This is a genomic window from Winogradskyella sp. SM1960, from assembly GCF_020179375.1.
GTDB classification, from domain to species: domain Bacteria; phylum Bacteroidota; class Bacteroidia; order Flavobacteriales; family Flavobacteriaceae; genus Winogradskyella; species Winogradskyella marina.
Genome location: NZ_JAICBG010000001.1, coordinates 484494 through 508711, shown reverse-complemented (window position 1 = coordinate 508711; position 24218 = coordinate 484494). Strand labels below are relative to the sequence as shown.

At 33.5% G+C, this 24218-nt stretch carries 20 protein-coding genes; 14 read left to right on the top strand and 6 right to left on the bottom strand.

Annotation, left to right across the window (positions count from 1 at the left end; all coding sequences use genetic code 11):
* The first annotated feature begins 495 nt into the window (after positions 1-495).
* From K1X16_RS02290 to K1X16_RS02250, 9 genes are all read left to right on the top strand, one after another.
* Positions 496-1167, top strand: a complete 672-nt coding sequence (locus K1X16_RS02290; protein WP_225034896.1) for a phosphoglycolate phosphatase — start codon at positions 496-498, stop codon at positions 1165-1167.
* A gap of 230 nt (positions 1168-1397) precedes the next feature.
* Positions 1398-3230: a hypothetical protein gene (locus tag K1X16_RS02285; RefSeq protein ID WP_225034895.1), complete on the top strand. Its 1833-nt coding sequence runs from the start codon at positions 1398-1400 to the stop codon at positions 3228-3230.
* A 152-nt stretch (positions 3231-3382) separates the two neighbouring features.
* Positions 3383-3859 (top strand): hypothetical protein, encoded by a 477-nt coding sequence (locus tag K1X16_RS02280; protein ID WP_225034894.1) that lies wholly within the window; start codon positions 3383-3385, stop codon positions 3857-3859.
* 219 nt (positions 3860-4078) lie between these two features.
* Positions 4079-4687, top strand: coding sequence for a hypothetical protein (locus K1X16_RS02275; RefSeq protein WP_225034893.1), 609 nt, complete (start codon positions 4079-4081; stop codon positions 4685-4687).
* A 205-nt stretch (positions 4688-4892) separates the two neighbouring features.
* Positions 4893-5570 (top strand): tRNA-uridine aminocarboxypropyltransferase, encoded by a 678-nt coding sequence (locus tag K1X16_RS02270; protein WP_410529962.1) that lies wholly within the window; start codon positions 4893-4895, stop codon positions 5568-5570.
* A 157-nt stretch (positions 5571-5727) separates the two neighbouring features.
* Positions 5728-5952 carry a hypothetical protein gene (locus tag K1X16_RS02265; protein ID WP_225034891.1) on the top strand — a complete coding sequence of 75 codons (225 nt, stop codon included), beginning with the start codon at positions 5728-5730 and terminating at the stop codon, positions 5950-5952.
* Between the two features lie 15 nt (positions 5953-5967).
* Positions 5968-6456, top strand: coding sequence for an AAA family ATPase (locus tag K1X16_RS02260; protein ID WP_225034890.1), 489 nt, complete (start codon positions 5968-5970; stop codon positions 6454-6456).
* Positions 6457-6681: 225 nt separating this feature from the next.
* On the top strand, positions 6682-7926 hold the full coding sequence (locus K1X16_RS02255) for a glycosyltransferase family 4 protein (protein WP_225034889.1): 1245 nt from the start codon (positions 6682-6684) through the stop codon (positions 7924-7926).
* Between the two features lie 10 nt (positions 7927-7936).
* Positions 7937-12130: a phosphodiester glycosidase family protein gene (locus tag K1X16_RS02250; protein ID WP_225034888.1), complete on the top strand. Its 4194-nt coding sequence runs from the start codon at positions 7937-7939 to the stop codon at positions 12128-12130.
* Positions 12131-13059: 929 nt separating this feature from the next.
* On the opposite strand, the gene K1X16_RS02245 is transcribed toward K1X16_RS02250, so the two are convergent.
* The 4 genes from K1X16_RS02245 to K1X16_RS02230 form a co-directional block, all read right to left on the bottom strand.
* Positions 13060-13965 (bottom strand): TIGR01777 family oxidoreductase, encoded by a 906-nt coding sequence (locus K1X16_RS02245; protein WP_225034887.1) that lies wholly within the window; start codon positions 13963-13965, stop codon positions 13060-13062.
* 1200 nt (positions 13966-15165) lie between these two features.
* Positions 15166-15918 carry a tRNA (5-methylaminomethyl-2-thiouridine)(34)-methyltransferase MnmD gene (gene mnmD, locus K1X16_RS02240; RefSeq protein WP_225034886.1) on the bottom strand — a complete coding sequence of 251 codons (753 nt, stop codon included), beginning with the start codon at positions 15916-15918 and terminating at the stop codon, positions 15166-15168.
* A gap of 151 nt (positions 15919-16069) precedes the next feature.
* A complete protein-coding gene (locus tag K1X16_RS02235) occupies positions 16070-16546 on the bottom strand; it encodes a hypothetical protein (RefSeq protein ID WP_225034885.1) in 477 nt (158 codons plus the stop codon).
* Positions 16509-17012 (bottom strand): DUF4920 domain-containing protein, encoded by a 504-nt coding sequence (locus K1X16_RS02230; RefSeq protein ID WP_195872739.1) that lies wholly within the window; start codon positions 17010-17012, stop codon positions 16509-16511. Before K1X16_RS02230 ends, K1X16_RS02235 begins: the two co-directional genes overlap by 38 nt.
* A gap of 117 nt (positions 17013-17129) precedes the next feature.
* Here K1X16_RS02230 and K1X16_RS02225 point away from each other — a divergent pair, with 117 nt between their 5' ends.
* On the top strand, positions 17130-18203 hold the full coding sequence (locus tag K1X16_RS02225) for a branched-chain amino acid aminotransferase (RefSeq protein WP_225034884.1): 1074 nt from the start codon (positions 17130-17132) through the stop codon (positions 18201-18203).
* Between the two features lie 52 nt (positions 18204-18255).
* Here the strand turns inward: K1X16_RS02225 and K1X16_RS02220 are convergent, their stop codons facing one another.
* Positions 18256-18642 carry a nucleoside triphosphate pyrophosphohydrolase family protein gene (locus K1X16_RS02220; RefSeq protein WP_195872741.1) on the bottom strand — a complete coding sequence of 129 codons (387 nt, stop codon included), beginning with the start codon at positions 18640-18642 and terminating at the stop codon, positions 18256-18258.
* A gap of 391 nt (positions 18643-19033) precedes the next feature.
* The gene (locus K1X16_RS02210; RefSeq protein ID WP_225034882.1) at positions 19034-19687 is read right to left on the bottom strand and encodes a YceI family protein; all 654 of its coding nucleotides are present in this window, start codon (positions 19685-19687) and stop codon (positions 19034-19036) included.
* A 148-nt stretch (positions 19688-19835) separates the two neighbouring features.
* Between K1X16_RS02210 and K1X16_RS02205 the strand changes: the two genes are divergently transcribed.
* From K1X16_RS02205 to K1X16_RS02190, 4 genes are all read left to right on the top strand, one after another.
* On the top strand, positions 19836-20402 hold the full coding sequence (locus tag K1X16_RS02205) for a nucleotide exchange factor GrpE (protein ID WP_195872744.1): 567 nt from the start codon (positions 19836-19838) through the stop codon (positions 20400-20402).
* A 59-nt stretch (positions 20403-20461) separates the two neighbouring features.
* Entirely contained in the window at positions 20462-21580 is a 1119-nt protein-coding gene (gene dnaJ, locus K1X16_RS02200) for a molecular chaperone DnaJ (RefSeq protein WP_195872745.1), read from the top strand.
* Positions 21581-21972: 392 nt separating this feature from the next.
* Positions 21973-22899 (top strand): ABC transporter ATP-binding protein, encoded by a 927-nt coding sequence (locus K1X16_RS02195; protein ID WP_195872746.1) that lies wholly within the window; start codon positions 21973-21975, stop codon positions 22897-22899.
* Between the two features lie 2 nt (positions 22900-22901).
* The gene (locus tag K1X16_RS02190) at positions 22902-24215 is read left to right on the top strand and encodes an ABC transporter permease (RefSeq protein WP_195872747.1); all 1314 of its coding nucleotides are present in this window, start codon (positions 22902-22904) and stop codon (positions 24213-24215) included.
* Positions 24216-24218: the final 3 nt, after the last annotated feature.

Sequence of the window (24218 nt, the reverse complement as noted above, 5' to 3'; positions counted from 1 at the left end):
ATACATCCCTCGAACTTGGGTTTTTAATGTTTCACCTAAAAGTCTATTCGGTTAGATTGTCCCCTTGAGGATTAGTGAGAAACAAAATATGTTTTGTTCAGAAGCTACCGAGCGAAGCTTATTAGGGGTGTTCTAATGAACATCAAATCTTAAAAAATTCGTCAGTTCGAGTGCATTTTACGATTGAAAATGAGTGAAAAGAGTATCGAGAACAAGAATTTGTCCGCAAACGAATTCACGATACAATTTTTATAATTAAAACTTTTCGAGATATGAATAATTCGAACTTAGGGTTTTTAATATTTTACCCAAAAGTTTATTCGATTAGATTGTCCCCTTGAGGGGACTTGAGGGGTGTTTTTTAAGAGCATCAAAATATAATATAATATAATATCAATGTCAACTAAAAACCAACCACCATCACACCCAATTTTAAAGAACCTACAAGCCTAGTTTCATAAAAACTTCCGCATCTTTGTGTCTAAATAAAACATTGTGAATTTTAAAGACAAAGACCTAATTATATTCGATTTCGATGGCACGCTAATTAACAGCATTCCAGATCTCACCTTGGCCGTAAATAAAATGTTGAAGCATTACAGTTTACATCCTTTAACCATAGAGCAAGTCACGCCTTATATAGGCAATGGCGCAAAACCTTTAGTGCGTAGAGCGCTCGAATATAGAACGCAAGATAAGCAGTTGCCAGAACCTTTGCTAAAAGAAGCCTTTGATATCTATTTGGCGGCTTATAAAAGTGCCATTTGTATCGATACGTTTATGTATCCTGGTGTTTTAGAAACTTTAAAAAGTTTAGATAAAAAAGGGTATCAAATGGCGATATGCACCAATAAACCTTATGGGTTTATAAAACCAATTTTAGACAGCTTAGAGATTACAAAATTCTTTAAATGTTGGATCGGTGAAGATTCCTTAGTTGAGAAAAAGCCAAGTGCTGCACCATTGTTTCACTTAGTAAAAGAACTGCATACCACCATAGACAAAAGCATCATGGTTGGTGATTCTAAAAATGATATTCTAGCCGCTCAAAATGCCAATATGGATAGTATTGGTGTGAGTTACGGTTATAACTATAACGAAAACATTGCGGATTATAAGCCAACATTAGTAGTTGATGAGTTTTCGGGACTTGCAAAGTTGTTTTAGAGACGTAGAGCTTAGAACTCATAAATTTTGAAAAAGCACTTACAGTTTTGTAGGTGCTTTTTTAGTTTAAAATAGTACGTGACTTTACGTATAGGTATTTGGAAATGTTTTCATAGTTTTATAGAATACAAATAGTGCCTTAAAGTTTTGTTATCCTGAAGTATAATATTGATAAGATTGCTATTTGTTTTTATATAACGAGTTATGCGCAATAAGGACAAACAAAATTAATGACTACAACAAGAAAATATTATGATTCCTTAATTGACGCTTTCATTCGAATTAACAAATCGAATGTAAACGAACCTAAAGAATACTTTGAAGCTAAGTCAGAACTAACACATTTAATTAATAGAATATTAAAATTCGATTTATTTCCATTAACATTCACTAATGACTTTTACGATTTGTTAGAGTCAGAATCAATAAAGGATTTTGATAATCAAAAAATCAAAATAGTTAATGAATTACATTTTGAATTGATTGAGTGTCTTTGGACTACTCGATTACGATTTGGTGGAGAGTTAATTCAATACATATCAAAAATTAAAATTGCTTTACTAAACCTAGACATTAAGGAAATAGAACTATTCGAAAAAATTAAGACTGAACCAATTCATAGTTATTTTCCTGAGAATTTTAGTTTCAAAAGCAACAAAGAGAAAACTCAAAAAATAAAAGAGATAAGGGCATTCTCGAAAACTGGACCTAAAAAGAAAAAGGTCATCATTAGGAAAAAGGATTACACTAACCTCGAAAACAAACTCGTTGCTGATATAAGTAACTATAGAGGATATATAATGGAACATTACCCTTCTTTATCAGAAAACTTTTCTTTCTGCAATAAAAAGGTTCTAGCGTATATTACTGAGGCAATGCCATCTGATATTTTTGAATTCAGAATTCACTCATATTTTACAACTAATGGTGATAACTCTGTTAAACTGCACCATCAATTTTATGATTTTTATCCCTCTTACTTTCATAACCTTGAAGAAATAACAGACAAATTTGCAGGAGCACATATTGCAAGTCTAAAAAAAGAAGACTTCAGTTTTCGAAATCCATTTTCAATAAGTAATATACATCGAGAATTAACCGAAATTTTTATTCAAAACTCTAGTGGATATGAAATCGAAGAGTTTTGTTCGTTCCTATTAAAATGCAAAGGATACAAGATAAATGAGGTGAATTTATCAAACGATATTGGATATGATATTTCTGCTACAAAAGAAAAAAAATCTTTCGCCTTCGAGATATTTCATCATAAATCAAGAAGTGTAGCAAAGATTAAATCTCGTATTGCGCGTATAAATAAAACTTCATTAGAAATGATACCTGCATTCATATTCACTTCATTTCCGGGAGACGAAATATATAAAATATTAAAAAACGAAAATATTAAAACGATTATTCTTCAAGATTTGATACGAGAACATTTTGAAGTAGAAAACAGTCAAATTATCCATTGGTATATTAAGTCTAAAATACCAAGCCTAAGAATTAAATCAAACAGTTTTGAATTGAAATTTCAAGGAGAAAATCTAATTTCAAGACTTAAAAAATGTATTCCTGGAGAAAAGAATTGGTCAGAATATGAATCTATAGGTATTGATATTTTTAGTTTTTTATTCAAGGATAATTTCAAAAAATATTTAAGTGAGGAACAAATAGAAAATAACTTAAAAAATCATAGACGAGATTTAATGGTAAATAACAATCCCTCTGATTTAACTTCTTTTTGGTCAGACATTAAGAGAAACTATAATTGTTCAGCAATAATAATTGATTTCAAAAATTATTCTAGTAAACTTAATTCAACGAATTTTTTCAGTGTTTCAAAATATACCAAAAAAAATGTTGGTGATTTTGCTATCGTTTTTTCAAGGAAAGGTATTGACAAAACAGCAAAAATTGAACAATCTGAATTATTTAAAAACGGAAAACTATTACTTGAATTTAGCGATAGTGAATTGATTGAAATGATTGGAGAAAAAATAATTGGAAAAGACCCAATTGACAGATTAGAATCAAAGAAATTTGAATTGGTTAAAAAATATTAAAGCGCATAACAACGTGTATAATTCATTGCTGGTCATAGCCTACTTACGAAAGTCCTCGCGGACTTTCTATCTGTGATTTATTTGCTAACTTTAGTGCTTAAACACGCAACGAAATCATACACAATCACGTTGCAAACTAAAATGAAATTTGAATGAAAACAATAAAAAAAATATCAAACAGAATTGCTTTAATTTTATCGCTCTTGCTAATGGTGAGCTGTGGATTAACAGGTGAAGAAGTAGCTAGGCTTGCAATTAATGAAGTCAGTAAAAGTGATGACAATTTGATTATAATAGAAGACCAAGTTGAACTTAAAAAAGGAGATGAAATCGCTTTTTGGTCGGATATGGATTATAATTATGAAGGACAAATTTCATTAAAATTTAAAATTGAGATTATAAAAAATGATGAGAAATTAGGTGTATTGGAAATCGACCCGACTGATAAAAATATTACAATCGGTGAATTGAAGACGTCAATTAACGGAAAAACTGATTGGAGTTTTACTGGCAAAAACACTGAACTTGATATTAAGGAGGACGGAAATTATACTTTTAGAGGACTATTGGTCGCATCTGAAAATTCTACATTGGAGATAAATAAAGCGGAATTGGTTATAAAAAAATAAAACCTTTACTAACAACCTGTATAATTCATTGCTAGTAATAGTTTACTTACGAAAGTCCTCGCGGACTTTCTATCTGTAATTGACCTGCCTATCGGCAGACAGGTTTGCTAACTTTAGTGCTGAAACACCTAATGAAATTATGCTAAATGAACTAAAAATTGTAGCTTAGACTCAACTTAAAAAAAGCAACGTTTGTTGCGTTAAAACCTTGAATGCAGCATGTTTAAAACACGAATTATAATAATATTTACTATTTTCTTTTTCTCAAATAAAATGACTTTCCAAGATTACCCATTATTGGAGGATATTCAAATTGAAATTACAGAAACAGAAGTTATACCTACAAAATGGAAATTAGGAATAGATAAAGATAATCTTGAAAAACGCATTCTTATTGGATTTAAAGCAAAAGTTTTAAATTACAGCAAAAGACAAACTATCGATTTCAATAATCTGTCTTTAGTTGATAAAGGCAATGGAGTTAGACACTTAGCTTTTCAGATTTCCCAATTAAAAACGCAACATTCAGTTTATCAAACCAGACTTGAAAACTTTAAAAGAGAAGATAATTTTATCAAATATTCACAAGATGGAATTACAAATTATAAGCAATATAGGACTTACTTTTATTCCGACAGAAATTTACCAAATACCGAACATAGATTTGACCTTGAATCTTTTCGTCCAAAAAGAAAAAAAGGTTACATCGAATTTCGTTTCCTTTTTCCTGCATTTAAAACTAAAAAAGATTCGGGAGAGTTTTTGATTTATTGGAAAGACAAATTAATTGGCGAATTTAATATTTATGAAGGCAAAACAAAAAAGTAAATACTTTTCACAACACTGTTTATAGTTTATTACTAGTTCTAGCATACTTATGTGAAGCCTCACGTATTTCCTATTCGGTTTTTATTTGCTAAATTAGTAACTTAAACACACCACGAATCATATACAAACAGGTTTCAGAAAAATAAAGAAATACCCAACATTGCAATCAAAACCAATAACCCCAAGACTGACCTGTTATAAATGTATGAGTCCTAAAAGCACCTGTATTTGTAAACACATCAGTCCATTACAGACGAAGACGCGTTTTATTATTCTGATGCACCCCAAAGAGTACAAGAAAGAAAAAAACGGAACGGGACACATGACCAAGCTTCAGCTCGAGAATTCAGAAATTATTGTAGGTGTCGATTTCACCAATAATAAGCGTGTTAATGACATACTGGCAAATGAAAATAATAGCTCTTTTTTATTGTATCCAGGAAAAGAGAATTTCAACTTATCGGTAAGAGAAAGTTCAGAAGTGACTTCATTTATGGGCAATAAGCCACACCTCTTCATTTTAGATGGCACATGGCCTTGTGCGCGTAAAATGCTAAAACTAAGTACGAACTTGCAAAAGCTACAACGCGTGAGTTTTGATAATGCCATTAAATCAAAATTTATCATCAAACAACAACCAGAATCCCTTTGCTTGAGTACTATTGAGTCTGTTTACACGGTTTTAAATTTACTAAACAAGGGAGATGTTGAGCACTGTGATACTACAAGTTTCCTTGTGCCTTTTGAAAAAATGATAGCCCATCAACTAGAATATCTGTGCAACCCAAAGCATAAAAATTACCATGCTACAGTAAAAAATACCTTTGTAGCTAAGAACCTATATAAAACGGAAAGAAATACTATTTTTGAAGTAGAGCGTTAAGTGTCTTTTTTGTGAATGTTAGTTGTTAGAAAGTCCACTTTTATAAAATCGTATGTGGACATGCTATTCAGTCTTTATTCACTACATTAGGTGCATAATCATATCTAAAGTTTTAGATGTCATTTTTATATGTCTTTAAGCATTAATAAGTTAAATTATGAAACTAAACCTACTATCTTGTGATGCGCAACGGCCAGACAAAAGAGCCATAGCCAACTGTATTACTGAGATTTCTGTTAATGGCAATGCATCCTTGCCTAATGAGCTTACCGATATATTATTAGAAGGAGATGCTGTAGATATTGAGGTGGATGATAAAAATTCCGGTTCTGCCTTAAGAGCTTTACGAAAACTAGATGTTGATTACGAGATTGTTGATTAAAATACAAAAACAAAAATGATTCACCTTATAGTAGGCAATACAGGTTCAGGAAAAACAACCTACGCTAACGAATTAAGAAAACGTATTAATGGAGTGGTATTTTCAATCGACACGTGGAATAACGTTTTGTTTCTTCCAGATAAAAAAGATACCGATGGTTTAGAGTGGTTTTTAGAACGCATTGAACGTTCTGAGCGTATGATGTTAGAACTCATTCATCAGTTAGAAACCATAAAAACGGATGCCATCTTAGATTTAGGATTGTCTAAATTTGGCCATCGTGAAAAATTCAGGAAGTTCGCGGAAATGAATGGCTATACCATAAAATTACATTTTTTAGACGTTTCTAAAGCGACGCGACTAGAACGTGTACTCAAAAGAAATACCGAAAAAGGCGATACGTTTGAGTTTGAAGTCACGCAAGACAACTTCGATTTTATGGAAACTTGGTTTGAAAAACCAACCGAAAAAGAGCTTAGTGACGCGTTTGTAATTTCAGAATAAATAGGGTTCAATGGCTGAGCTTGAAGCACTTTTGCTACGTAAAATGCGAAGGTGATAAACTTCAATATTATCATTTCGTTAAGATTCGCGACATAAATTATGTAACACATAATTTAATATCACATAATTTTTTGAAGTCGTAAAAGTGCTAATCCAGAGGTTTAAAACCTTTCAATCTTTTAGACTATGCACTATATTTAAAGAACACAAAACTTTAGATATAACATGCGAATAGGTATTATTATTGGACGAATTGGTGGTGTCGATGGTGTAGCACTCGAAACCGAAAAATGGATAGATGTTTTAAAAAAATTAGGTCATGAAGTTTTCATCATGTCTGGTGAATTCGAATCCTGGACCATGGATCGTGAGCATCATTATTTGTATCCTGCCTTATCATTCTTTTCAGTTGAAGCAGAATGGGGACAACGTAAAGCCTTTTTTGAACCCGATAAAAATCCGGATGCCTTATTAGAACATGTTGAAAAAGCGTCGAATAGAATTCATTTCGCTATGCGACAATGGATTACCGATAAGAAAATTGATGTTATTCTTTCTGAAAATGCCTCTGCATTGCCTTGCCATTTGTCCATGGGAGTCGCCATTAAAAAACTTGTTGAAACTACAAGTATACCTATTGTAACGCACGATCATGATTTTCATTGGGAGCGTGGTCAACGCTATGTGTCTTTCCACCCAGAGATCAACCACTATGTCGATAAGAACTTTCCATTATTGCTACCTAATGTAAAACACGCTGTTATTAATACATTCGGAGTAGAAACCTTTAAAAACCGATTTGATATTGATGCTACTTTGGTGCCAAATGTTATGGATTTTAATCGCGTATACGGAGTGCCAACACCAGAGAATGAATTTTTTCTGAGAGACGTTGGTGTTTTAAAAGATGAAATAGCCTTACTGCAAGTCACGCGTATCGTTAGACGAAAAGGGATTGAAACCGCCATTTCATTAATTGACCAACTAGATGACAAAAAGCTAAAATTAGTCATAACAGGAAATAATAATGACGATGAAAATAAGACCTATTACAATGAGTTAATCGACCAAATTCACGATTTAAATTTATCGCGTCAAATCATATTTGCAGCGCATAAAGTTTTAGATCATAAAGATTTATCAGATGTGTATGCACACGGAAGAGCAGCCACATATTTTAGTACCTATGAAGGCTTTGGAAATGCTTTTGTGGAAACCATCCTCGCTAAAAAACCAATTTTTGTAAATAACTACAAGCCTGTCTATATGCAAGATATAGGCAACAAAGGTTTTGAAACCGTAATGATAGAAGATAGCAATTTAACGCCAGAAAGTGTGCAACAAATGTCGGATATAATTTATAATCCAAAGCGTTGTAAAGAAATCGGAGAGTACAATTTCAGCATTGGTAAAAAACACTTTTCGTATGAGGTATTAGAAGAAAAGTTAAGCGAATTATTCACATTTTAAGCGTTAAAACATGACTGATAAAAAAACAACAAAAATCTCTACTATTTTAAATGAGTTAAAAAAAGAAAACATAAACACTTGGTTCGATTTAGGCTTGTTTATGGATAAGTTTAAAGAGAAAAATTTACCATCAGTATTTAAAGGTAATGCCTCTACGTTTGATACGCATCTGGAAAACGGAGGCATTGCGTTTTTAACCTTTTATTTCACCATTGATGGCATTACAGTTGAAACCGAAAAATATGCTAAAACCTTTAAGAGCATCTATCCCGATATTCCCATTCACTTTATAGCAGGTGAAATTAAACAGGAAGCTGATGAGCTTATTCCAAAAACTGCCTTTAGAAAAGTGATTCCAGAGATGGAAGCCTTTGATGCTTGGCCATTATATAAGGATTTCTTTCAAATTACTATGGAACGTGGAAGTGAAGCTTATAATAGCCTCATTGGTAAGTTTTGGAAAGAGGTTTTAGTACTTGTAGAGAAATTAGGAAGCTATATTGAAGAGCATGACATTTCATTATTATACCTTATTAATGTCTGTTCTAATCCTGGAAACGTGTCATTGGCTTTGGCAACCGTTTTAATTTCAGAATATTTAGGAATTCCTGTCATCAATAATAATCATGATTTTTATTGGGAAGGTGGAAACAGAGAAGTCGAAATTAAAAAGAAAGGCCTTAAAAAAGGACCAAGAGATTTCTTTTTTCACAATGCACATGTCGGCGAATTTTTCTCAATTATTGAAACCATTTACCCATGGGAAAGTCGCTCGTGGATGAATGTGAATATCAATAGAATTCAGCAAGATCATTTAATAAATGTTAATGGTCATAATCCGGCTAACGTAGCCTTGTTAGGCACAGCTGTTGATACTAAATTGCATCAGATGAGTAAGCGCGATATTATTAAAGCGTTTATGCAAGTGTCTACTATTTTTGCTAATAAAAAGGATAGTATAACGGTTCATACCGCTGCTCATCATACCGAAAGTAAGCGCTCTTTAAAACCTATTCTATTAGGTCATAAAACGATAAAAAACTTCGATTTTGTAAATAACAATATTGTGTTTTTACAGCCCACAAGAGTGATTAGTAGAAAATCTATTGAGTTGAATTTTAAACTCATCAAACGCTTGTTCTCTTATGATTCATTTGCTGAAAAATTTCATACCAATCCACAGCTAAAATTATCGTTAATTGTTTCAGGACCTATTCCACATGGTCAGCAGAATTATTATCACGATCTGAAAAAGGACTTTTCAGATTTTCTAAAAGAGCTTCCAAAAGCATTTAAATCGCGTGTATTGCTTGGGTTTTTATTTAGTGAATTCGATAAAAATGATTTTAAAAAGAAACACGAAAAACCATTAGATATTGAGCAGCTATTTGATGTGGCATCATTAATATTACTGCCAAGTCAAACCGAAGGACGTGGTTTGCCAATCATTGAAGCTGCTGCTTGTGGAACACCAATTTTTTGTAGACAGTATGAGCCAAGAGAAGTCTATGATGAGGTTATTGGTCGTCATCTAGACGAGTCGCTTCGACTTAATGTTTTAGAATTTAAAGGCTCAAAAGTCCCAAAGAAATTAGCAGAAAAAATCTGTGACCATGTGTTTTATCCTCAAAATAGAATGGTCGATGTAACGCACAATAGAAGTGTGATTAAAAAACGTTACAGTCTAGAGGCGTTGGAAGAGAATATGCGTTACATTTTGCAACGTATGTATTACCAGTTGGTCTCTGTTTCTATTGAAGATAATCCACAAGTCATTAATTTATTAAAGCAATATAAGGAGTCTGTAGATTTTGAAAACGAAGATCTTAATGCGATTCTCAATAAAAAGAAGCGCCATTATTTGCCAGGCTATGGTCGTTTGTCGTTTATGCACTATTTAAAATCCTTAATTGATCCTAGCTTTTTTAGAGTTGAAGAACAGTTGGTAAAAGGACGTGTCATGCGTTATGCTAGAACGATGGAAAATGATATTCCAGATTTAGTCAACACAAATCTCGAACTCATTCATAAATATTACAATGCAATTGATGATATATTTAAATATGTGGATGGTGAAATCTCTATTCGTCACGATCATGCGTTAGCATATCGTCATAGAAATAAAAAATCGTATGCGTATCAGGCCTTTACTTATCAAGAAGTCACTGGTTTGGTAAATATGATTTATACAGATGTTTTTAAACCAAAAAACTTACCAGATTTAACCTTAGCACCACAGTTTTTTGCGGATTGGGAATTAGCACTCTTTCAACTTACCAATAGTCAGTATTTGGGTATTGATGATCGTAAAATCTTAACTAAGAATTTAAAGAAAAATGTGCCTAAAGGCTATTTTCCTGGTCGTTTTATTAAACATGAATTAGAGTACTTTGTATTACAACCTATAAGAGCTCAGTTACAATTAACGATAGAGCAGGAGTTAACGTCAGACATACTTGAAGCCAATGTAGACAAATTAGAGAAAATCTACTTTTTTATTCACGAGCCAAGAATTACAAAATGGTTCTCTAGTGCAGATATTAAAGAGTATTTAGAAAGTGGGAAAGAGCCAGAACTAGGCTTGTTGTACAATGCAGGAGTTATTCAGATTGTAGAAACCAAGCAATGGTCAGAAGGAGTACATTTTCCACAAATGGGTGCTAAAGCCATTAAGATATTACGCGCTATAAAAGAGGCAGATGGTTTCATAATAACCAATGGGGAATATGCAGCTATGATGACAGATATTATTGAAATCGACCACTTTCATATTGGTAAGGTGATGTATCAAATGACAGCTAAAATAATGGGCATTCCAAAAGGCAGTGGTTTTATTCAGTTTGTGCCAGCAGGTGTGCGTACCACTTTAGCCTATCCGACTCCAAGTCAAACAGCGAAAGATTTTGATATGGTTCTTAAAAGTGATTTATATCAAGATTTAAAAGATAAGATAGGAGAGAAGGCATTATTAAATATGATGACTGAAGATGCCATTGAAAACGGCACTCCAATTGCCAAATTATTAACGCAGATTAAAGAAGATTTAGAACCTTCTAAAACGGTAGAAAAAGTAAAATCGTCGTTTGCAGGAGGTGTTTATGATGATGGCTTACCATGGAGTGGAATTCTAGCTGAAATTGATACCAAAAAACACCGTTGGAAGTTTGCGGCACATATTGCCAATAAAGAGCCTAAAAATGTGCCAGCACTTGTAAAAGAGTACAAGAAGAAAAGTAAAAATCCAAATAAGATAGAGCTAGCTTGGAATGGTGGTTATATTTTGAATCCGGAATTGGTTGGTAAACTAGGCTTGCCAGAAACCTATATTGGTTCGCCTTTAGGACTTTTAATTATGGATAATAAAGTGTTTTGTCCACCACTTTTCAATAAACCAGCATTTATTATTTATAAAAATGGTGATGTTGATATTCGAAAAGTAAACTGTAAAGCTGGTCTAATTATTAAAGGGAAAACCAAAGACTTAACATTTTCTGGTGCTCATTATAATACGCATAGCACAACAAAACCTTGTTTTTATGATTTGTCTTATACTGAAGACAGCTACAAAGGCAACGGCAATGTTATTGTAAGACTAGCAGGAAATACGGTGAAAGAAATTATCAAAACGAAGTCTAAGGAAGATGTGCGCGTGATTCCAGTTGGAATTACCTTGTCTATTCCTGAAGATGTGTTCTCAGAAACAATGTTTGTTGAAGGTAAATCATTAGATATTCAACTGTTAGAGCCAGAAGAAAACCCTTATAAATGGAATGAAATTTCTTATGCCATTGAAGCAGGACCAATGTTAATAGATGACGGTAAACAAATTCTAAACATGGAGGACGAAGGTTGGAAAACCACCAATTCTATAAAAACGCAAGCCGCACGATTAGATTTTACAGATATGCGAGGCCCAAAAATAGCCGTTGGAATTACCAAAGCTGGAAAATTAATGGTGTTAATGGTCAATGGTCGTATTAGAGAATCCGTTGGTGCGACGCATTTTGATATGGTCGATATTCTTTTAAAATACGGCATGGAAAAAGCAATGGGCTTTGATCCAGGAGGAAGTAGCACACTCGTTGTAGATGGAAACATCATGAACATATCACCTTACAATAAAAACTATGAAAAAGATATTTATGCGTTGCCACCAGAACCAAGGTTTGTAGCTAATGCGATTATGGGTTGGATTGAAGGCTAACATAAAATTGATTTCTTAATGTCAGGTTGAGCGCAGTCGAAACCACTTTAATACTATAACGTCACTTCGAGTGAAATTCTGTTTTTTTAAGAATTTTGTATCGAGAAGCTTATTTGTAGACACAAGGTTCTCGATATAATTTTTTCGTACCTTAAAAACCACTCGAACTGACGTTTTGTGGTAGTATTTATAAGTAATGTCAGGTTGAGCGCAGTCGAAACCTATTTGATAGCGTAACGTCACTTCGAGTGAAATTCCGTTTTTCAGGAATTTTGTATCGAGAAGCTTATATATGTAACTAAGGTTCTCGATATAATTTTTTCGTATCTCAAAAACCACTCGAACTGACGTTTTGTGGTAGTATTTATAAGTAATGTCAGGTTGAGCGCAGTCGAAACCTATTTGATAGCGTAACGTCACTTCGAGTGAAATTCCGCTTTTCAGGAATTTTGTATCGAGAAGCTTATATATGTAACTAAGGTTCTCGATATAATTTTTTCGTATCTCAAAAATCACTCGAACTGACGTTTTTTGGTCGTTTTAATACGTAATGTCAGGTTGAGCGCAGTCGAAACCTATTTGGTAGCGTAACGTCACTTCGAGTGAAATTCCGCTTTTCAGGAATTTTGTATCGAGAAGCTTATATGTAACTAAGGTTCTCGATATAATTTTTTCGAATCTCAAAAACCACTCGAACTGACGTTTTGTGGTAGTATTTATAAGTAATGTCAGGTTGAGCGCAGTCGAAACCTATTTGATAGCGTAACGTCACTTCGAGTGAAATTCCGTTTTTTTAGGAATTTTGTATCGAGAAGCTTTATGTCTAACTTAGTTCTCGATATAATTTTTTTGGTACCTTAAAAATCACTCGAACTGACGTTTTTTGATAGTATTTATTTTCAGGATATCTGTTTGATTGATGTTGATACTTATTTTAACAAATCCTCTAAAGCATGTTTTAAATTCACAAATTGAAAATTAAAACCTTCAGCTTCTACTTTTTGAGAGCTGACACGTTGACTTTCAAACAAAAGAATATGCATGTCTCCTAGTACCAATTTCATGACAAATTTTGGAATATTGGGTAAAATCAAAGGACGTTTTAAAATGCGAGCTGCAGCCTTGGTTAGCTCTTTATTGCTCACAGGATTTGGTGCAACTCCATTATAAATCCCTTCAAAATTATGTTGTACAGCATACACAAATAGTGATGCCAAATCGCTTACATGAATCCAGCTTTGCCATTGTTTACCACTACCAAAAGCAGCACCTGCACCAAATTTAATGGGTTTTATCATTTCGGGTAAAGCACCTCCATCTTTGGCTAACACTAAACCAATTCTGATTTTTGCCACTTTACATCCCAAAGCACTAAAGTCATCGATGGCAGCTTCCCAGTCGTGTACAACCTTACCCAAAAAGGTTTCTGAAATTTCTGTATTGGTTTCTTCGTAATAGTTGACTAAACTTGTTGGGTAAATGCCAATAGCACTTGCGGAAACGATTTGGTCAATCTTATAATTATGTTTTTTTATGGTGTCTTGCAGCAATTGAGCAGTTTCGGTTCTACTCTTAAGAATGATTTTTTTGTAATCGTCTGTCCAGCGTTTAGATATAGAAGCACCAACCATATTGATAATGGCAGAAACACCTTCAAAGCACTTGTGATCTACGTCGTTTTTGTCAGGATCCCAATAAAACCCTTTGTAATTCGATTCTTTTGTTAATTTAGATTTTGAAGTCGTTAAATAATGTACATTAATACCTTCTTCATGACATTGTTTTACGATTTCTTGCCCAATTAATCCTGTAGCTCCTGTAATTAAAACGGTCATTTTTCCTTTTTATATAAATATACAAAAGGTTAAAAGGGTACGTATGCGATTTAGATATGATTTAACGTTTGAGGAACAAAACTTTTAAATTGTAGTATTTTCAAATTAGCAACTTATCGTCAGTTCGAGTGTTTCGAGTGAGCGAGAAATGTAATGAGAACCTTGGTTACCTATAAGCTTCTCGATACAAAATTCCTGAAAAGCGGAATTTCACTCGAAGTGACGGAATTATAGTAGTGATTGGAAAGTTATAGAATTAGTGGTAATTATTACAATCCCTGTCTTTTTTTCTCCATGAATCTCGGTGTAATCTCTGCGTATCTCTGAGTAATTTTTCACGCAAAGTCGCAAAGAAGCAAAGGTGTAATGTTATAAACGTATCTGTTTCAATTTACCTCGGTCGTCAGTTCGAGTGTTTCGAGAGAGCGAGAAATGTATCGAGAACCTTGGTTACCTATAAGCTTCTCGATACAAAATTCCTGAAAAGCGGAACTTCACTCGAAGTGACGGAATTATAGTAGTGATTGGAAAGTTATAGAATTAGTGGTAATTATTGCAATCCCTGTCTTTTTTACTCCATGAATCTCTGTGTAATCTCTGCGTATCTCTGAGTGATTTTTCACGCAAAGTCGCGAAGACGCAAAGAAGCAAAGGTGTAATGTTATAAACGTATCTGTTTCAATTTACCTCCGTCGTCAGTTCGAGTGTTTCGAGTGAGCGAGAAATGTATCGAGAACCTTGGTTACCTATAAACTTCTCGATACAAAATTCCTGAAAAGCGGAATTTCACTCGAAGTGACGGAATTATAGTAGTGATTGGAAAGTTATAGAATTAGTGGTAATTATTGAAATCTCTGTCTTTTTTTCTCCATGAATCTCTGCGTATCTCTGAGTAATTTTTCACGCAAAGGCCCGAAGGCACAAAGAAGCAAAGGTATAATGTTATAAAAGTGTCTGTTTCAATTTACGGCTGTCGTCAGTTCGAGTGTTTCGAGAGAGAGAAATGTATCGAGAACCTTAGATACCTATAAACTTCTCGATACAAAATTCCTGAAAAGCGGAATTTCACTCGAAGTGACGACAGGTAAAGATTAATAATTTTAGGTTTAGCCTAATTAGTCAGGTCTTAACATTTAATATAATTCGTTTACTGAATATTTTGCTTTTCTCAACATTTAACTCATTACATGTCGCTGAATGTTACAAGCCTTTTTTTTGGGCTCTTAACATTTCACGTTTTCCAGGAGGTCCAGGTAAGCGTTCTACGGTAAATCCAACGGCTTGCATAGCACGTCTTACGCTGCCTTTTGCAGAATAGGTCACCAGAATACCATTAGGTTTAAGGGCTTTAAGCATAATTTTAAAAATGTCTTCAGTCCATAAATCGGGTTGCACACGGGCGCCAAAAGCATCAAAATAGATGATGTTAAAAGCGTTTTCAGCTGTTATGTCCTTAAAGAATTTTTCTTGTTTTTCTAATTGAAAATTCGAAGTGATTTCACAAGATTCTTCCCAAGGTGTATCATGTAGTTTTTCAAAAACAGCTTCATGTTCTTTAGAAATTAATTCAATATAATTAAGCTGTTTAATTTCTTCGAGTTGAACAGGGTAAGCTTCAACACCAACATAATTGATATTTAGCTTTAATTTTTCTGCATCGATAAGGGTTAAAAACGCATTGAGACCAGTACCAAAACCTATTTCTAAAATAGATACTTCGGCAAGCTCAGTATGACACTCATTTTCAACCTGAGATTTGTGTTCATTTTTTGATGCTGACACCATTTCAGGTGATGCTGAATTGAGTTCAGCGAAAAAGAAATGCAAACCATGCTTTAAAAACACATGGTTTGCTTCTTGTATGGCACCATGAATGGAATGGTACTGTTCGTTCCATTCTTCTATTTGGATGGTTTTAGAACCATCCGATGTGGTAATTATATTTCTTTTCAAATGTTTTTGACTATTCGATTGTTGTCACACGATGTATCTGATTTTTTTTAAACCAAATATTTCAGTTTAAATAAAAACACTTCTATTTATCATTTTGTTAGAATCAAGTCTTGGTTCTTGGTCCTAAAAGCGTAGCGATCTTATATTTTTTTTACTGAATCAGTAATTTTTTAATCTTTGGAATTGGTCCTGTGCATTCCGTTTTATGACAATTTAAACAGTTGGTAATAGCATTGTTATAACGCACTTTTAATTCGGTATTAGAAAGTGTATCAGCAACGGCTTCTTGCGACGCTATAAAAACATTTACAAAACTCTGCCAATTTTCCGTTCTACCTTTACCGTCAGTCATTTCTGCTGAATGTAATTTTAATAAATCTAAAGGCATTGAAGTTGGTGTTTCGCCAGCAACAATCTGAGCTTTTAAACTCAGGTTATAGGCGTACATAGCATTCATGAATATAGACATTTCAGAGGGCTTGTACATCTCGTATTCAACCGTTTTTTCAATCGGTTGTTCTTCAGCTAATTTTTCTTCATTTTTACAGTTATAAACCCATAAAAACAAAAGAAAGAGTAGTGTAAAATGCTTATTTTTTAAGTAAAACACCATCAGCTTCAAAGCCATATTCAAATTTAGGATCTGTAATCGCAGCAATTTCTTCTTCAGATTTGCCTGCATCTTCAGCGTAATGTCTTAATTCTTCAACTGGAGTTTCCGAAACGTATGCTTTTCCATTCATTACCACGTCACCTTCAGCATTTAAAGGCATAAAAAAGCCATAATCTTTAAATTTAACCATCACTTGGTTTTCACCATCCATATCTAAGGTCATCCAACAGCCTTTTTTAGAACACACCTCAATGATTTTTCCTTTTACTTTAGTATTAAGCGTATCACCAACTTTTAAGGTTTTATACTGTTCCATAATACGATCGCCAGATAAAGCGTCTGTATCGTTGATTTCTTTTCCAAAAGAAGCATAAGCAATTTCTTGATTGACCTCTTCAACTTTGTCTTCGGCAGTCTTAGAATCGTCTTTGCAAGAAAGGGCAACTAAGCTAATTGTAAAAAGTAAAATGATTTTTTTCATTATTAATAGGTTTTGATTTGAATGATTATATAATTACAAATTTAGTCAATTTAACGGAATATAACCTTTCATTTACCGTGCTGATTATGTATTTTTGCTTAAAAATCACAAATAATTATGGCCAATTATACAGATAAAGTCAGCATTGAAACTGCTGAAACATCTAAAATCAGTACAGTAGATTTTAGCAACTTAGACTTTGGTCGTGTGTTTACAGATCACATGTTTGTATGTGACTATAAAGATGGGAAATGGCAAGACCCTCAAATAATGCCATACCAAGCGATGACTTTTGATCCGTCTGCTCGTGTCTTTCATTATGGGCAAGCTGTGTTTGAAGGGATGAAAGCCTATAAAGACAAAGATGGAAAGATTTTTCTTTTTAGACCAAAACAGAATTTTGATAGAATTAATAAATCTTCTGGGCGATTAGCGATGCCAGCATTTCCTGAAAATTATTTTTTTGAAGGTTTAGAGGCCTTATTAAAATTAGATAGTGATTGGATAAAAGCTGGAGTAGGAAACTCACTATATTTAAGACCTTTTGTAATAGCTACAGAACCAGCCATTTCTGCATCGCCTGCAAATATGTATCGATTTATGATTATTTGCTCTCCTGCTCAATCGTATTATAACTCAGCAGTTAGAGTGTTAATTGCAGATCATTATAGTCGTTCGGCTAATGGAGGAGTTGGTGCTGCAAAAGCCGCAGGTAACTATGCTGCACAGTTTTACCCAACAAGTTTGGCACAAGAAAAAGGATTTCAGCAAGTCGTTTGGACAGATGCAGATACGCATACTTTTCTTGAAGAAGCTGGAACAATGAATGTGTTTTTTAGGGTTAATGATAAATTAATAACAGCACCGACAAGCGATAGAATTTTAGATGGTATTACGCGAAAAAGTATCATTCAAATTGCGGAAGATTTAGGAATTACTTGTGAAGTAAGGCAGGTAACAGTTGAAGAAATTAAAAACGCTGCCAAAGATGGTAGTCTTAAAGAAGTTTTTGGTGCAGGTACAGCTGCCGTAATTAGTCCGATTTCTGCCTTTGAGCATCAAGGTGAATTGTTTGAAATATCTGGAACTGATGCTGAAGACGCTTACAATAAATTGTTTAAGAAGACCTTATTAAATATTCAACATAATTTATCGGAAGATAAACATGGTTGGAGACATGAAGTAAAATAGAAATTATTAAAAATAATCGTATAAAAAAAAGCAGCCAATTGGCTGCTTTTTTTTATGATTCTAAAATAGCTTTTATATGTGGCTTAAAGTAATTAGGACCTTTTAAAACCTTACCATCTTCTCTGTAAATTGGTTCGCCATCAGCACCTAATTTACTCATATTACTTCGCTGTATTTCGTTAAATACTTCTTCAATTTTATGTTGCATACCATGTTCTATAATAGTGCCGCATAAAATATAAAGCATATCGCCTAATGCATCTGCAACCTCTACTAAGTCATTGTCATTGGCAGCTTCTAAATACTCTTCGTTCTCTTCGCGCATCAGCTTGTAACGCAGCATATTTTTTTCAATTCCTAAGTCTGCTTTTGGTGTTTCGCGATGCCCAATTTTAAAAGCAGTATGAAACGCTTTTACAGCATTAATTTTGTCTTGCATAGTTGTGGTTTTAATCCTTATTTTTGCATAAAAATAAGAAGATGTTTAGTACTGGTCAATTGATTTTTGGAATTTTATTTTTTATTGTCTTCGTTATCGTTATTGGGTATCAGTATCGTAAGGATCTTCAACTTCATAAAAAATATTATAGAGGAACGGTTTGGGTTCTTATTGCTTTTATCGGGTTCATAGGTATGATAGCTGCTATAAAGTATATTTTTATTTAACCAACTGTTTTTATACACTTATTATCAGATTAATTCGAAAGCTACCGATGTTTATTCGGGATTTGCATTATATAGATAATTCATATATTGATGAATATTGAATGTGTCAAATAAAAAAAGCAGCCATAAAAATGACTGCTTTTTTTATTTAAGCCTTAGTGTTATTAGATTTTACTAGCAGATAAAGTTATTTTTAATTCAATGTCATCGTTAATGAATTTATCACCTAAATCATCAAAAAATGATTTTGATTTATGCTTAACATTCCAGTTAGAACGATCTATTGTAAATGTTTCACTTGTCAAGGTTAAATTATTGTCATTAAAATCAATAGCTACCGGAAAACTTACATTTTTTGTACTTTTCTTAAGGGTTAAATTACCAGAAAGCATAGATTTTCCTTCAGTAGTTTCCATCCCTGTAACTTCAAAAATAGCATTTGGATGTGCGTCAACATGAAAAAAGTCTTCACTTTTAAGATGACCTGTTAATTTAGCGTTACTTTCTTCTTCAGCAGGAATATCATGAACTTCAATTGTGCCCATATCAATAACAAATTTTCCATTTTCTACAGAACCTCCATTAACACTTAATTTACCGACAGATAAATTAATAATACCATTATGAGAGCCTGTTGGCTTAAAACCTTTCCATTCTATCGTTGATTCATCTGTGTTTACAGCGTAATGAATAGCGTCAGATTTAGCAACAGCAGCATCTTTAGATTCTGTAGTGTTAGCTTCTTTGGCTTTTTCACCACAACTTGAAAATGTGGCTAAAGCAACAAGCATAAAAATTTTTAAAAAATTTGATTTCATATTTTCTGTATTTATTTGAGTTGTTAAAAACAAAGATATGAAATACTGAGCTGAAAGTATAATAAAAAATTGTTAATGACATTTTGACATTTTTATAATAATGGCAGTACTTTTGCCAATCTAATGGAAAGCAAAAAAAGAACTCAAAATGAGTAAAAAAGATATAGAAAATAAAGTAGAAGACTCACAAGTTGAGGGTCAGGCTACAGCTACTGAAGAAGTAGAAGGGCAAGAAGAGATTAAGTCTGAAGAAGATACTAAGTCTGTGGAAGAACAGTTGCAAGAGCAGGTGGCTTTCGAAAAAGATAAGTTTATTCGTTTGTTTGCGGAGTTTGAAAACTACAAAAGGCGTACAAACCAAGAGCGCGTATCGTTATATTCAACTGCAAATAGAGATGTTGTCATAGCATTGCTACCAGTTTTAGATGATTTTGAACGTGCTTTGTCACATATTGATGATGACAAAGAGGCCGAAGAATTAAGAAAAGGCGTATTATTAATTTACAATAAACTTGTAGATACTTTAGAGAAAAAGGGCTTGTCTAAAATCGAAGTAAAACAAGGTGATGCTTTTGATGCAGACCACCATGACGCGGTTACTCAAATTCCTGCACCATCTGAAGACCTTAAAGGGAAAATAATAGATGTTGTAGAACGTGGTTATAAGTTAGGCGATAAAGTTATTCGTTTTCCAAAAGTGGTTATCGGACAATAATATAGATACACAAATTTACGCAGTTCTGCGAAAACCAAGAATAGAGAATAAAATAGTTGATGAAAGAAGATTATTACGAGATATTAGGAATAAGTAAAGGAGCAACTGATGCCGAAATAAAAAAAGCGTATCGTAAAATGGCTTTAAAATATCATCCAGATAAAAATCCAGATGATACAGAAGCTGAAGAGAAGTTTAAAAAGGCAGCAGAAGCATATGAAATTTTAAGTAATGCTGACAAGAAAGCACGTTACGACCAATTTGGTCATCAAGCCTTTGATGGCAATGGTGGCTTTGGTGGAGGCGGCATGAATATGGATGACATATTCAGTCAATTCGGTGATATCTTTGGCGGAGGCTTCGGAGGCGGAGGCGGTTTTGGAGGCTTCGGTGGTGGCGGAAGACAACGTGTTGCAAAAGGTAGCAACTTGCGTATTCGTGTCACTTTATCACTAGAGGATGTAGCCAATGGTGTTGAAAAGAAAATAAAAGTAAAACGTAAAATACAAGCCGAAGGTACAACGTATAAGACTTGTAGTACTTGTAATGGTTCTGGTCAGGTAACTAGAGTTACCAATACTATTTTAGGTCGTATGCAAACAGCCTCTGCGTGTCCTACTTGTGGTGGTGCTGGCCAAAGTATAGATAAAAAACCAGCAGATGCAGATGCACATGGTTTAAAAGTTTCTGAAGAAACAGTTACGGTTAAAATACCAGCAGGTGTTGTAGATGGCATGCAACTTAAAGTTACAGGAAAAGGTAACGATGCACCAGGAAATGGTATTGCAGGAGACTTATTAGTTGCCATCCAAGAAGAAGAACATGCTACACTAAAACGAGAAGGAGATAACCTACATTACGACATGTATGTAAGTTTGCCAGATGCTGTTTTAGGTAACTCTAAAGAAATAGATACTGTTACTGGTAAAGTGAGAATAAAGATTGAACCTGGTGTACAATCGGGTAAAATATTAAGATTACGAGGTAAAGGTATTCCAAGTATCAATGGTTATGGTAAAGGGGATTTGTTAGTACATGTAAATGTTTGGACACCAAAGACTTTAAATAAAAAGCAGAAAGCGTTTTTTGAAAGTATGAAGGAAGATGAGCATTTTGAACCTAAACCAGAAAGCTCGGATAAATCTTTTTTTGAAAAGGTAAAAGATATGTTTTCATAAAGGGTGCCTGTTTAATAAAATTTAGTATATTTGATTCATCGCTAATCATTTTAGCGGTAATTTTTCTTTTTCATAGCAATTTTTTCCCATCCTTGTCTAACCATAAGGGTGGGTTTTGTTTTTATAAGTATTATGTTTTGATTTACAGGTTGTTGTTGCTGTATTTTTGGTGCGGCAGATTTCAGTTTAATCTATCATTACCTTCAACTTATCTGCCTAAACACCTTTTGAAATCTGAAAATCCATCAAAATTTGGTTAAATCATGGTCTAACCTTTTGTGTAACCGATGGGAATATTCAAAAAATAAACAAATAGTATCATATTCTTATTTTAGAATCTATAACATTTAATATATTTACGTAATAACCACATCCTAAAAATTTAGTTTCATATGAATGACTTATTAGTTGCTGATTCCGTTTCAAAAAGTTTCGGGAATTTTAAAGCACTAAATCAAGTATCTATTGCTGTACCAAAAGGTAGCATCTTTGGTTTACTTGGCCCAAATGGCGCAGGTAAAACCACACTGATCCGTATAATTAATCAAATTACTATGCCAGATGCTGGCGCTGTGCTTTTAGATGGACAGCCGTTAAAACCAGAGCATATTAGAGATATTGGTTATTTGCCAGAAGAACGTGGATTGTATAAATCCATGAAAGTTGGAGAGCAATGTTTGTATTTAGCACAGTTAAAAGGCTTAAGCAAAACAGAGGCAAAAGAAAGATTAAAATATTGGTTCGATAAGTTAGAAATTGGAGATTGGTGGAATAAAAAAATCCAAGAACTCAGTAAAGGACAAGCTCAAAAAATCCAATTTATTGTAACAGTACTTCATCAACCTAAATTGTTGATTTTCGATGAACCATTTTCTGGTTTCGACCCTATTAATGCTAATTTAATAAAAGACGAAATTTTACAGTTAAGAGATGAAGGAGCTACTGTTATTTTTTCAACCCATAGAATGGAATCTGTTGAAGAATTATGCGATCATATTGCTTTAATTCATAAATCTAATAAAGTCTTAGACGGAAAATTAAACGATATAAAACGTCAGTTTAAAACCAATACATTCGAAGTTGGATTAGAAAGCTTAAACAAAGACAAAGTATTTTCAGAAATTCAAGATAAATTTGAAGTGCTACCAGCCACGTTTAAAAATTTAAATGATGATATTAAATTGAATATTAAGCTCGGAGAACAGGCATCACCCAATGATTTGTTGTCATTTTTAACCTCTAAAGCAGAGGTGCACCACTTTGTAGAAGTGATACCTTCAGCCAGTGATATTTTTATTCAAACTGTAAAAAACAACTAATAATGAATCATTTACCATTAATTATAAAACGCGAGTATCTTACAAAAGTGAAGAATAAATCATTTATTGTAATGACGTTTTTGAGTCCTTTAATAATGATTGCACTTATTGCAGTTGTCGCATATTTATCGCAGTTAAACAATGATAAACAACGCACTATTTCTGTATTAGATGAGACAGGTTATTTAAAAGGAGAATTTCAGAATACAGAAAATACAACCTATACAAGTCTTGATGGCTTAAGCCTTGAAGATGCTATTGCCTTAGTAAAAGAAAAAGAGGATTATGGCTTGTTGTATTTTGGTAAAGCAAGCTCACTCGACGGAGTTGCCGGAAATGTGAAATTTTACTCTGAAGATTCCCCATCTTTAAGTGTCATCTCTAGCTTAGAACGAAAGATTGAAAAACGACTCAAAGAAAAAAAACTTGAATTAGATGGAGTTTCCATAGCACAGATTGAAGCATCACAAACAAATATAGAGATTGCACAAGAAAGTTTTGAAGGAGAAAAAAGTTCTAAAATAGATAATATTGTAAAACTGGCATTTGGTGGAGCAGCAGGTTATTTACTCTTCATGTTTATTATTATTTATGGAAACATGATTATGCGAAGCGTCATTGAAGAAAAAACGAGTAGGATTATTGAGGTTATTATTTCTTCTGTAAAACCTATTCAACTCATGATGGGAAAAATTATTGGTACCTCTTTAGCAGGCGTCACACAATTTGCGATTTGGGTTGTTTTAGGAGGTGTTTTATTATTTGTGGTATCCGCAATTTTCGGTATAGATTTAGCGCAAGTACAATCACCACAACAAGAAATGGTGAACCAAGCAATGCAGGCAGATGGCGCCCAAGCTATGGCAGAAAACCTAATTACAGCAATTAGTAATTTACCAATGACCAACTTAATTATTGCGTTTTTATTCTTTTTTATAGGTGGTTATTTATTGTATAGTTCACTTTATGCGGCCATTGGAGCAGCTGTGGACAACGAAACCGACACTCAGCAATTTATGCTGCCCATTCTTATGCCATTAATTTTGGCTGTTTATGTAGGTGTGTTTACAGTAATTGAAGATCCGCATGGAACCGTATCCACGGTATTTTCGTTCGTACCTTTAACATCGCCAGTGGTAATGTTAATGCGAATTCCGTTTGGAGTTCCACTATGGCAACAGGGCTTATCGTTATTGTTACTTATAGGAACATTTATTTTTGCCGTATGGTTTGCGGCTAAGATTTATCGTGTTGGAATTTTAATGTATGGTAAAAAGCCAACGTATAAAGAACTGTTTAAATGGTTGAAATACTAAAAA